At 72.3% G+C, this 10319-nt stretch carries 10 protein-coding genes and 1 pseudogene; 2 read left to right on the forward strand and 9 right to left on the reverse strand.

Going from position 1 to position 10319, the window contains the following annotated elements:
* Window positions 1–109: 109 nt before the first annotated feature.
* Window positions 110–640, reverse strand: coding sequence for a DUF4232 domain-containing protein (locus tag AOK23_RS04320; RefSeq protein ID WP_055711413.1), 531 nt, complete (start codon window positions 638–640; stop codon window positions 110–112).
* 125 nt (window positions 641–765) lie between these two features.
* On the reverse strand, window positions 766–2346 hold the full coding sequence (locus AOK23_RS04325) for an alpha/beta hydrolase (protein WP_055711414.1): 1581 nt from the start codon (window positions 2344–2346) through the stop codon (window positions 766–768).
* Between the two features lie 315 nt (window positions 2347–2661).
* Here AOK23_RS04325 and AOK23_RS04330 point away from each other — a divergent pair, with 315 nt between their 5' ends.
* On the forward strand, window positions 2662–3510 hold the full coding sequence (locus AOK23_RS04330; protein ID WP_055711415.1) for a GNAT family N-acetyltransferase: 849 nt from the start codon (window positions 2662–2664) through the stop codon (window positions 3508–3510).
* On the opposite strand, the gene AOK23_RS04335 is transcribed toward AOK23_RS04330, so the two are convergent.
* Complete coding sequence (locus AOK23_RS04335) at window positions 3488–4675, reverse strand: acyltransferase family protein (protein ID WP_055711416.1); 1188 nt, start codon at window positions 4673–4675, stop codon at window positions 3488–3490. The two genes, AOK23_RS04330 and AOK23_RS04335, sit on opposite strands and share 23 nt — an antisense overlap.
* An 84-nt stretch (window positions 4676–4759) precedes the next feature.
* Window positions 4760–5260, reverse strand: a pseudogene (locus AOK23_RS04340) (nucleoside deaminase).
* A 133-nt stretch (window positions 5261–5393) separates the two neighbouring features.
* Here AOK23_RS04340 and AOK23_RS04345 point away from each other — a divergent pair.
* Window positions 5394–6188, forward strand: coding sequence for a GNAT family N-acetyltransferase (locus AOK23_RS04345; RefSeq protein ID WP_055711417.1), 795 nt, complete (start codon window positions 5394–5396; stop codon window positions 6186–6188).
* Between the two features lie 16 nt (window positions 6189–6204).
* Here the strand turns inward: AOK23_RS04345 and AOK23_RS04350 are convergent, their stop codons facing one another.
* The 5 genes from AOK23_RS04350 to AOK23_RS04370 all read right to left on the reverse strand — a co-directional run.
* Window positions 6205–7083 (reverse strand): GNAT family N-acetyltransferase, encoded by an 879-nt coding sequence (locus AOK23_RS04350; protein WP_055711418.1) that lies wholly within the window; start codon window positions 7081–7083, stop codon window positions 6205–6207.
* A gap of 249 nt (window positions 7084–7332) precedes the next feature.
* A complete protein-coding gene (locus AOK23_RS04355) occupies window positions 7333–7596 on the reverse strand; it encodes a GlsB/YeaQ/YmgE family stress response membrane protein (protein WP_055516009.1) in 264 nt (87 codons plus the stop codon).
* 84 nt (window positions 7597–7680) lie between these two features.
* Window positions 7681–8883 carry an aminoglycoside phosphotransferase family protein gene (locus AOK23_RS04360; protein WP_240496243.1) on the reverse strand — a complete coding sequence of 401 codons (1203 nt, stop codon included), beginning with the start codon at window positions 8881–8883 and terminating at the stop codon, window positions 7681–7683.
* 178 nt (window positions 8884–9061) lie between these two features.
* The gene (locus AOK23_RS04365; protein WP_055711420.1) at window positions 9062–9517 is read right to left on the reverse strand and encodes an SPW repeat protein; all 456 of its coding nucleotides are present in this window, start codon (window positions 9515–9517) and stop codon (window positions 9062–9064) included.
* A 269-nt stretch (window positions 9518–9786) separates the two neighbouring features.
* On the reverse strand, window positions 9787–10319 hold a 533-nt coding region (locus AOK23_RS04370; RefSeq protein WP_055711421.1), incomplete at its 5' end, for a sigma-70 family RNA polymerase sigma factor.

Consider the following 10319-nt stretch of genomic DNA (forward strand, 5'->3'; position numbering starts at 1 on the left):
TCGGGCCGGCGGCGAGCACGGGTCGGGCCCGCCGCCGCACACCGGTGAGGGTGCGCGCCCGACGGGCCCGACTCGGTCGTTCAGCGGCGGCGGGTGCCCGCCGTGCGCGTCAGCCGACTTCCTTCTTCAGCGACTTGTCCGCGGCGGCCTGGGACGCCTTCCACCAGGTCGTCACCGGCTCCCAGACCTTCACCTTCTTGGTCGCGCCCAGCTGCTTCAGCGTGAACAGACGGCCGCCGAGGTTCGGGTTGGCCGACACGCCGATCGAGTCGACGCGGCGCGCCTCGGGGTCCTTGAGGTCGGCGATCGTACGGACCGTCGCGTACGCAGTCTTGCCGGCGACCAGCTTGTACGGCCCGCTCTCGCCCGACGGCACCGGCTGGGCCGACCCGTCCAGGTCGCCGAACGTGACCACGGGCAGGCGGTCGATCGTGCAGGTACGGGTGCCGGTGTTCTTGACCGTGATGTGCACGATCCTCGTGTCCTTCGCCTGCTTGGCGCCGATCTTGAGGACCTTCGCCTTGCAGACGGGGACCTTGGCGGCAGGCTGGGCGGCCAGACCCTGCGGCGCGGCCGCGAGGAGCAGCGCGGCGCCGGCGGTCGCCACGGTCGAGACGGTGAGGACGGAACGGATACGCATCGGTGTATTCCCCCAGGTTCGGTCACATACGAGTGCGGGTCGCGTGAAATGCGACGCACACCCAGTGTGACGCGCGAGGTGCGGGCGGGGTTGTAGCCGAGCTGCCCGTGTTACACGCCTGATGCTCAATCGTCGGCTCCGCAGGAACTTCCGTCGTCGGGCAGCGAGCCGTACAGCAGGAACTCGTCGACCGTCTCGCGCACGCACTTCGACGACGCGTACCCGGTGTGCCCCTTCCCCTTGTGGTCGAGGACGACCGCCGAGGAGCCGAGGCGCTTCGCCGTCTCCACGGTCCAGCGGTACGGCGTCGCGGGGTCGCCCCGGGTACCCACCAGCAGCATCCTCGGGGTGTCCACGTCCCGCACCTCCTCGCGGATGAAGTCGGTGCCCTTCGGGCGGCCGTAGCACATCAGCACCTGCGTGAGGCGGTACTTGCCGAACACCGGGGAGGCGTCCTCGTACGCGGCGCGCAGGTCCGCGATCTCCTCCGTGATCCCGCCGGCGGTGGGCCGGTCGGGGTCGTCGGCGCAGTTGATCGCCATCAGCGCGGCGGGGACGTTGTCGAGCGGCACGTCCTCCTCGTCGACGAGTCCGCCGCTCGGGCTCGGGGTGGCGGACCGGGGAGGCTTGCTCATGCCACCACCCGCGAGCGCCACGACGCCCCGGGTGTCGCCGTCGTGGACGAGCATGTTGAGGGCCTGCGTCAGCGCGGGCCACATCTGCTCGCTGTAGAGGGCCTGGCTGATGGCGCCCACCAGGTCCTGCCCGGAGAACTCCGGCCCGAAGTCCGTCGGTACGGGATACTCGTCCAGCGACTCGACGAGGTCGACGACCTGTTCCCGGGCCGACCGGGCGTCCTGCCCGAACGGGCAGGTCAGTTGCTCGGCACACGCGTCGAGATAGTCCTCCAGCGCGGTCTGCTGACCCTGGGCGCCGACGAGGCCCTGCTCCGCCAGCGGCTCGGTGAGGGTGTCGACGCCGTCGAGCACCATGCGGCCCACCTTCTTCGGGAACTGCGCCGCGTACACCGCGCCGAGCCGGGTCCCGTAGGAGAAGCCGAGGTAGTTGAGCTTCTTGTCACCGAGGGCGGCGCGCATCACGTCCAGGTCGCGGGAGGCGTTGATCGTGCCGATGTGCGGCAGCACCGGACCGGAGTGCCTGCCGCAGGCCGCGGCGGCCTTCTTCAACTGCTTGAGCGCGACCTGGGGGTCGTTCGCGTCGTTGCCGTCGTCCGTCGCCTCCATGGCTTCGTCGGTGCCCTCGCCGCAGCTCACGGGTGAGGAGCGGCCGACGCCGCGCGGATCGAAGGAGACGACGTCGTAGCCCTTGGTGAGGGCCATGAAATCCGCGCCGCCATAGGCCAGTTCGGGGACGCCCGGGCCGCCGGGGCCACCGAAGTTCAGCAGCAGGCTGCCCCGCGAGTCGCCCGTCGCCCGGTAGCGGGCCAACGCCAGGTCGAGCGTCCCCTTCCCGGGCCGCGCGTAGTCGAGGGGCACGGTGACCTTGCCGCAGCGCAGATCCTTGGGCATCTCCACGCCCGTGCATCTGCGCCACTTGATCTTCTGGTCGTAGAAGCGGGACAGGTCGGGCTGCTTGTCGTCCTGCTCGTCGGCGCCCGCCGCCGCGGCCGGCAGCCCGGCCCCCAGCAGGGCCAGCACCATGACCGCGGCTCCGCTGAACGGACGCCGTCTGCGCGTGGACCGCATGCGTGCCTCCAGGGGCACCCGGCCAGGGGCGACCGGGGACGACCCCCGGATCACGATAGGCGGGCCCCCGCGCCCACGCCTCCCGGCGGGCGGCCCGCCTTGACCTGCCGTAGTCTGCGCCGCGACACCGGACGACACCGGTCGGCACCCGGGCGGGCGCCTCTCACCCGTCCGCGTGAATCCGGCCGCCGCGAAGCCCGATGGCCGACCGATCTCGTCCGTATCCCGCGTCGCGACGGCCACCGGATTCGACCAGGATGCTGCGGGCGTGCGGCCGACCACCGCACTCGCGACCTCATCGAACGGAGCGCGCAGATGACCACTTCGGGGGCTCAGGACCTCGTCGTCAGCCGGGCCACGCTCGACGACTGGGCGGTGGTCGCCGCATGGGCGGGGGAGGAGGGCTGGAACCCGGGGCTCTCGGACGCCCCGTGCTTCTTCGCCCAGGACCCGGACGGTTTCTTCATCGGCAGGATCGACGGGGAGCCGGTGTCGTCCGTCTCCGTCGTCACCTACGACGCCGACTACGCCTTCCTCGGCTTCTACCTCGTCCGCCCCGACCAGCGCGGCCGCGGCTACGGCCTCACCACGTGGAAGACCGCCCTCGCCCACGCCGAGGGCCGCACTGTCGGGCTGGACGGGGTGGTCGCGCAGCAGGGCAACTACCGGCAGTCCGGTTTCGAGTTCGCCTACCGCACCTTCCGCTACACGGGAACGGCCCCCCGGGCGGAGGTGCCCGCCGACGTCCGGCCCGTCGAGGACCCGCGGACCGTCGCCGCGTACGACAGCGCCTGCTGCGCCGCCGACCGTCCCCGCTTCCTGGAGCGGTGGCTGACCACCGAGGGGCACCGGGCCCTGGCCCGGGTCGTCGACGGACGGCTCACCGGCTACGGCGTCATCCGGCCCGGCCGGGACGCGCTGCGCGTCGGCCCGCTGTTCGCGGACACCGCCGCGGACGCCCGGGCGCTCCTCGCGGGCCTGGCGGCCGAGGCCGCGGGCCGGGTGTTCGCCGTCGACATTCCCGAGGAGAACACGGCGGCGGTCGCCCTGGCCGAGGAGTACGGGCTGACGCCGTCCTTCGAGACGGCCCGCATGTACACGGGCCCGATCCGGCCGTACGCCCGCGACCGTGTCTTCGGGGTCACGACTCTGGAGCTCGGCTAGCGGCCGAGGCGGTCGCCCGTTCCGAGGACGGTGCAGACGCCGCATCCGCCCCCGACGCGGCTGCCGCCCCCGCCGCCGACGGTTCCGCCGCGGCCGGCCGCTTGAACGCCCACTCCATGCGCGGCTCGACGACGCAGCGCAGCACGGCTCGTACGGGGGACGTGCACAGCAGGGTGATGCCGGCGACCGCGACGGCCGTGACCGCGAGCTCCCCGAGCGGGGTGTGCAGCCACTCGGCGGCGTACCAGTCCCGGAAGCGGGCCCACTTGATCACGAAACCGTGCAGCAGATAGCCGTACATCGTGCCCGCGCCCAGCGCCGTGAACCACAGATGACGGCGCGGCACCCAGGCCAGGAAGCAGGCCGTCAGCAGCACCGCCAGACCGAACAGCGCGGGCGTGGTGAGCAGCCCCGCCCAGCGGGAGGCGCCCTGCCCGGTGACGCTGCCCCGGTGGTAGAACCAGCCCGCGTCGAACCACGGGGCCACCCCGTACGCCGCCACGAGCGCCCCCACGCCCACGACGAGCGCCCCGAGGCGCACCCGGCGGGTGCGGAGCCGCTCGAAGTGCTCGGGACGCAGGGTCAGCCCCACCACGAAGAACGGCAGGAACCCCAGGACACGCTGGATGGAGATGTCCCCGCCGAGGTCCGGCGAGACCGCCGCGAGCGTCGCCAGACCGAGCGCGACCGGCACCGGGTGCCGCAGCGCCAGCCACACAGGGGTGGTCACCCGCCAGACGAACAGCGCGACCAGGAACCACATCACGTACCAGGGGTCCAGTAGGCTCAGCGGATACCCCGGATCGTCCTGCGCCCACCGGTAGAACAGCGTGTACGCCGTCTCGAACACCACGTACGGCAGGACCACCCCGGTCAGCAGCCGCCTCAGCCGGCCGGGCGCCATGTCGAAGCTCCGCGAGAAGTAGCCGGAGACCAGGGCGAAGGCCGGCATGTGGAAGGCGTAGACCGTCAGATACGCGGCCGTCGCGGCCCGGCTGCCGTACGTCAGCGGCTCCCAGGCGTGCCCGCACGCCACCAGGACGATGGTGAGGTACTTCGCGTTGTCGAAGTACGGGTCCCGCGACCCGCGCCCCACCGAGGGTCCGACCCGGTCGGACGGGGCCGCCGGGGCGGGACGGGAGTGCTGCGCCACGTCTTCAGGCATCGAAAGAAGTTCTCCGGTCAACGACGACGGACGCGGACCGCCTGCCCCGTTCCGGCCGTCTCAGTCGTCGCCGTTCCGGCCGTCTCAGTCGTCGTCGGTGACGCCCACCTTTCCCGTGTGAAACCTGCGGTGCAGGGCGTGCACCTCCTCGACCAGCTCCGGCACCAGGCCCTCGACCACCACCCCCGGCGCGACGTCCCGCACGGGAAGGGTCCGCACGGGCGGCGCGGGCACCCCCAAGGCGCCGAGCCACCCGGCGAGTTGCTCGGAGGAGGCGATGTACACGATGCGTCAGAGGCCCACCCAGGCATGGGCGGCCGCGCACATCGGGCAGTGCTCTCCGGAGGTGTGGACGGTCGCCGCGGCCCGTTCCTCGGGGGTGAGCCGGGCGGCGGACCAGCGGGCCGGTTCGAACTCCGGGTGACGGGTGCGGTCGCCTCCGGCCACCCGGTTGTGGTCCTCCGCCAGCACCGTGCCGTCGGCCCCGACGAGCACCGAGCCGAACGGTTCGTCACCGGCCTCCAACGCCTCCGTCGCAAGCTCCACACACCGCCGCAGGTAGGCCAGTTCGGATTCGTCCACCATGTTCGTACGCGCCCTCCTCGGGACCGTTCGGACGCACTGCGCGGGGTGCACCCTACGTCGTGTGTCTGAATCACACCCCTTTCCGCGGGTGACACCCGTTGCCAGGGCGAACGAGTGATGATGGAGTGACCGTATGGATCACGCTGCTGTGCTGGCACTGTTCGACCGGGACATGCGCGAGGGCGCCCGCCCCGACAGCCCCGGAGCCCGGATCGAGCGCGTGGGCGGGGTGGTGCGTCAGGTCGGCTCCGAGATCGGCTGGAGCGGAGTCGTCTGGTCCGATCTGGACGAGGCGGGCGCCGACGCGGCCATCGCCGAGCAGATCCGCTACTTCTCCGGCCTCGGCCGTGACTTCGAGTGGAAGCTGTACGGACACGACCTGCCCGTGGACCTGGGGCGAAGACTCCGCGCGGCCGGATTCACCGCCGCTCCGGAAGAGACGCTGATGGTCGCCGAGGTCGCCGACCTCACCCTCGACGTCGACCCGCCCGAGGGCGTTCGCATCCTGCCCGTCACCGACGCCGAGGGCGTGGCGATGGTGGCCGACGTCCACGAGAAGGCGTTCGGCACGGACAGCTCCCGCATGCGGAACCAGCTTCTCGCCCAGCTCGGCGGGGACACCGACACGGTCGTGGCGGTCGTGGCCCTCGCCGGTGACGAACCGGTGAGCGCCGCCCGCATGGAGCTGCTCCCGGGCACCCGTTTCGCCGGCCTGTGGGGCGGCGGCACGGTGGAGAACTGGCGTGGCCGGGGCGTCTACCGGGCCCTCGTCGCCCATCGCGCCCGGGTCGCCGCCGACCGCGGCTACCGCTACGTCCAGGTCGATGCCCTCGCCCGCAGCCGCCCGATCCTGGCCCGCCTCGGCTTCGAGCCGCTCACGACGACGACACCGCACGAGTACGCCGTGGGCGGGGCCGCGGCGGTGTGACGCCGCCCCGCGTCCGTCACAGGTCGAGCTGGTACTCCACCGCCCGGTGTGTGGGCCGGTAGCCGAGCCGGTCGTTGACGCGGCGCATCGGCGCGTTGTCCTCCGCCGTGTCGGTGAGCAGGGCGATGCCCGGGTACAGGCTGTGGGCGTGGAGGACGGCCTCCGCCTTCATCTTCAACGCCAGCCCGTGGCCCCGGTGCTCGGGCAGGACCGCCGTGCCGTAGTGCTGCCCGTCGCCCTCGCCGTCGGCGGGCAGGACGAGCTCCGAGAAACCGACGATCGTGCCGTCCGACGAGTCCACCGCCGCGACCGTGTGGAGCGAGTCGCCGCGCTTCTCGATGGTTTCGGCGGCCGCCACGAGCCGCTCGACGTCCCAGACCACCGCCCCGTAGTCGGTGTCGCCCATCGGCATGTCGTCCATCGCGCGGCGAGAGGCCGCATAGGTTTCGGCCAGATCGGCGGGCACGACACCCGCCCAGGCGGTCAGGTGGTAGCCGGGCCGTGGCTGTTCCGCGACGCGGCGGACGTGGTCGAGGTCCAGGTCCGCGAGGTCCAGGCGGGCGTACGTCAGCGTCAGTACGTCGCGGAAGCCGCGCGCCGCGAGGAACGTGTCACCGGGGGAGCCCTGGCGGGCCTGTGCGACGACCGTCCGGCGGCGCTCGCTCCTGGCAGCGCCGACCGCCGCGTCGAGCAGAGCCGTGCCCACACCGCGCCGCCGCTCGGTCGGGTGCACGGTGAGTTCGAGTTCGGCCAGATGCGTCTGGCCCTCCTTGGTGAACAGCCGCAGGAAGGCCGAGCCGAGGGGCTCACCGTCGGTCCCGCAGGCCAGCCAGGCCAACCGGCGACTGGACGGGGTGGGGGAGAGGTCGGCGAGCGGGGTGATGCGCGGGGGCAAGAGGGCTCCGAAGCTGATCGGCGGCCGGGCGCCGAACCGGGTGACCCCGGCTGCCGAGTCGGGGCACGCTAGCCGGGGTAACTGCCGCCCCGCAACGGAATTACGGCCGACCCCGGCACCCACCGCTGCGGCGCATGCGTCACCGGCGGCTGCAACGCGCGGCGGCGCCGGGGCGGCTGTCATGCCGCTGCCGCCCCGGTTCCGCCCGCGTCGTCGCGCCGGGTTCCGCTGCCCTTGCCCGACGTCGCCTCAGCGTCGGGCCTTGGCGCGGTCCAGTGCCACGACGCCCAGTGCCGCGAGTCCGATCTGGATGAGCCACTCGACCCAGTCGACGCCGTCGGTGTCGGCCACGCCGATCCCCGCGGCGATCGCGGATCCGATGAGCGCGGCGACGATGCCGACGAGAATCGTCAGCAGGATGCCGATGCGCTGCCGGCCCGGGACGACCAGCCGTCCCAGGACACCGATCACAATGCCGATGATGATGGCACTGATGATGCCGTCGATCTCCATCTGCTCTCCGCCCCTTCGTCGTGACCCCCGCGGCATGCGAGTGCCCTTCGAACGCGAGTGCACTCCGTTTCGGTTTCAGGTTCTTCACGAACCGCCCGGACGCGCGGCACATCGCACCGCCGTCCGGATCGCCGTGGCCGGGTCGCCCTCGTGGTACGGCCGCTCCGAGGGCTCGATGCCGTCCAGGAACTCCTGGTAGCGCACGGCGTACGTCAGATGCGCCAAGGGTTCGGCGAGCGCGAGCGCACGCGCGGGGTCGCTCATGGGGGCGTGGGACCGCCAGGCGTCCACCCAGGTGTGGACGGCCGTCGCCCGCACGGCCTCCGGGAGATAGTCGTGCAGGCGCAGACAGTCCAGGACCGGATTGCCCCAGTGGGCGTCGGCGAAGTCCACGATGACGGGCGGGCCGCCGTCGCCGCGCCAGTTGCCGGGATGGAAGTCGGCGTGGACCAGTGTGTCGGGCAGCCCGCAGGCCGCGAGCAGGTCCCAGCGGTCCGTCAACTCCCGTGCCGTGTCCCGTTCCCGCGCGCTGATCTCCAGCGGGACGGTGCCGTCCAGGAGGCGGCGCGCGAGACCGGCGAGCGTCGCGTCGCGCCGGTCCCGTAGTCCGTGCGGCCGTCTGTCGGCCAGTGCGGCCTGGGCTGCGACGAAGCGGCGCACCCCGGCCTCGACGGTGCGGGCATCGGCGTTCCAGCAGTCCTCGCCGGGGATGTGCTCCAGCAGGACGCGCCCTTCGGCGGCGCCGAGCACAGTGGGGACGAGCCCCGGGGCGACCTCGGCGAACGCGGCGATGACGGTCCCCTCGTCGGAGGCGAAACGAGGGGTGGCCTTGAGCCAGACCGGACCGCGTCCGGTGGGCAGCCGGAACAGTCCCGCCAGGTTCCAGGTCCGCCGCTGCTCGGCCGGCCCCGTCACCGGCCGCCCCTGGTCGGACAGTGTCCGCCGGGCCCAGTCGAGCAACTCCCGCAGCCCGTCGGCCCGTGCCCACGGTGAGCGGAGGGGCTCGTCGCCGCTCCACAGCGCTCGGTCCACCTGCCGCTGCTCCAACGCGCCGGGCCTCGGCGGCTCGGACGCCTCGACGTGGTAGGTCACATGGCCGTCCCGCCCGCCCTCGCCCCCGTCGACGGAGAGGAGACGCAGCACCAGTACGGGCACGTGGAGGGTCCGCTCCAGGTGCCGCACGACCTGCTCGACCTCGGCCCACCAGGGGACGTCGACGGGGAACGGACCGGTGACCCCGAGGAAGTTGCTGCCCGAGGTCACCCAGGCGCTGACGGTTCGACTCACGGGCGCCAGTGTGGGGGCGCGGGTGGGCCCCGGGCGAACGAATATCGGCCGGGGAGAAGGGCGTTGCGCGGGCACCCACGCGGGCCCCCCCGCTCGGCCACGCGCGCGGCTCCCCGTACGGCGACGGCCGACCCGCCGGGGCGGATCGGCCGTCAGTACCCCTCGCGGGTCTTCTGTTCTACATCGGCGGAGTACGGGAGGCGCGGGAGCCGCCCTTCGCCGATGCGCCGGCGCACAGCAGTCCGAGGACCAGAGCGAGGGCGCCGATGATGATGTTGTTGACCACGACACCGGCGTCGGGGCTGTCGCCCACGATCCACGGCGCGATGATCATCCAGACTCCGAGGGCGCACATGGCCCAGCTCAGGCCGTACATCCTCTCCGGCGCTGCGGTGAAGCCGAGGGCCAGGAAACCGATCGCGATGCCCACGATCAGGTTGTGGGGCACCAGCGAGGGCTGGCTCGTCGTGTAGTGGAGTATCCACGGGGAAACGGCGCAGTACAGACCGAGCAGGAACACCGGTCCGTCGACGAGCGCCACATCGCGACCACCGAGCATGCGGTCGTACCGGGCCCGCATTTCGGTTACATCAGGGTGGCTGGTGATGTCACTCCTGTGTGAGACGTTGGCCATGACTCGACTCCTTTGAACTCGGCAGCCTGACCGCGTCCGACGGGGTGCGCGGAAAGGGCCGCGTACGCTCATTCTGCTCTTATTTCTCCTTTATGTGTAGATGTCGTCGAGCAGTCAGAGGCGGTCGAGCGACCGGGGGTGGCGGTGCGTCGTTCGACCCCGCCGCATGTACTTCCGGTGCGGCCGGCGGTCCGGATGCAGGAATGCGCGCCGACCAGCCGGATCGGTCTGCATCGTTCATATAGCGAATGAGGATGGTCGCGTGAAGGTCACATACGGTCGTCCTCGGTCAGGCGTCCGTGCAGGCGTCTCAGCCCGCGCCGGGTGTGGCTCTTGACCGTGCCCAGGGGCAGGCCCGTGCGTTCCGCGATCTGCGTCTGGGTGAGGTCCTCGTAGAAGGCCAGGTGGAGGACCCGCCGCTGCGGTGCGGGCAGTCGGGCCAGCTCGGAGCGGATCAGTACGCGGTCGAGAACGGCCTCGGGGTCCTCGCCGTGGCCCGGACGCCCGGCGAGCACCAGCGCGGTGCCCGCGGAGGCGGCCAGGTCCGCTCGACGGGTTCGCGCGGACAGGGCGTCGGCGATCCTGCGCCGGGTGATGCCCACGATCCAGGCGCCGACCGCGCCCCGCTCGGGCCGGTACCCGTGGCGCCCGCGCCATACCCCGAGGAACACCTGCTGGGTGACGTCCTCCGCCTCCGCGGTGTCGCCGAGGCTCCGCCGGGCGAGGGCGTGCACCAGCGCCGACCAGCGTTCGTACGCGGCCGCCAGACTTGTCTCGTCGCCCGCCGCCAGGCCCCGCGTCA

The sequence above is a fragment of the Streptomyces torulosus genome, from assembly GCF_001419765.1.
GTDB classification, from domain to species: domain Bacteria; phylum Actinomycetota; class Actinomycetes; order Streptomycetales; family Streptomycetaceae; genus Streptomyces; species Streptomyces torulosus.

Coding starts and splice junctions, on each gene's coding strand:
- AOK23_RS04320 (WP_055711413.1), bottom strand. CDS start 640: ATGCGTATCCGTTCCGTCCTCACCGTCTCGACCGTGGCGACCGCCGGC.
- AOK23_RS04325 (WP_055711414.1), bottom strand. CDS start 2,346: ATGCGGTCCACGCGCAGACGGCGTCCGTTCAGCGGAGCCGCGGTCATG.
- AOK23_RS04330 (WP_055711415.1), top strand. CDS start 2,662: ATGACCACTTCGGGGGCTCAGGACCTCGTCGTCAGCCGGGCCACGCTC.
- AOK23_RS04335 (WP_055711416.1), bottom strand. CDS start 4,675: ATGCCTGAAGACGTGGCGCAGCACTCCCGTCCCGCCCCGGCGGCCCCG.
- AOK23_RS04345 (WP_055711417.1), top strand. CDS start 5,394: ATGGATCACGCTGCTGTGCTGGCACTGTTCGACCGGGACATGCGCGAG.
- AOK23_RS04355 (WP_055516009.1), bottom strand. CDS start 7,596: ATGGAGATCGACGGCATCATCAGTGCCATCATCATCGGCATTGTGATC.
- AOK23_RS04365 (WP_055711420.1), bottom strand. CDS start 9,517: ATGGCCAACGTCTCACACAGGAGTGACATCACCAGCCACCCTGATGTA.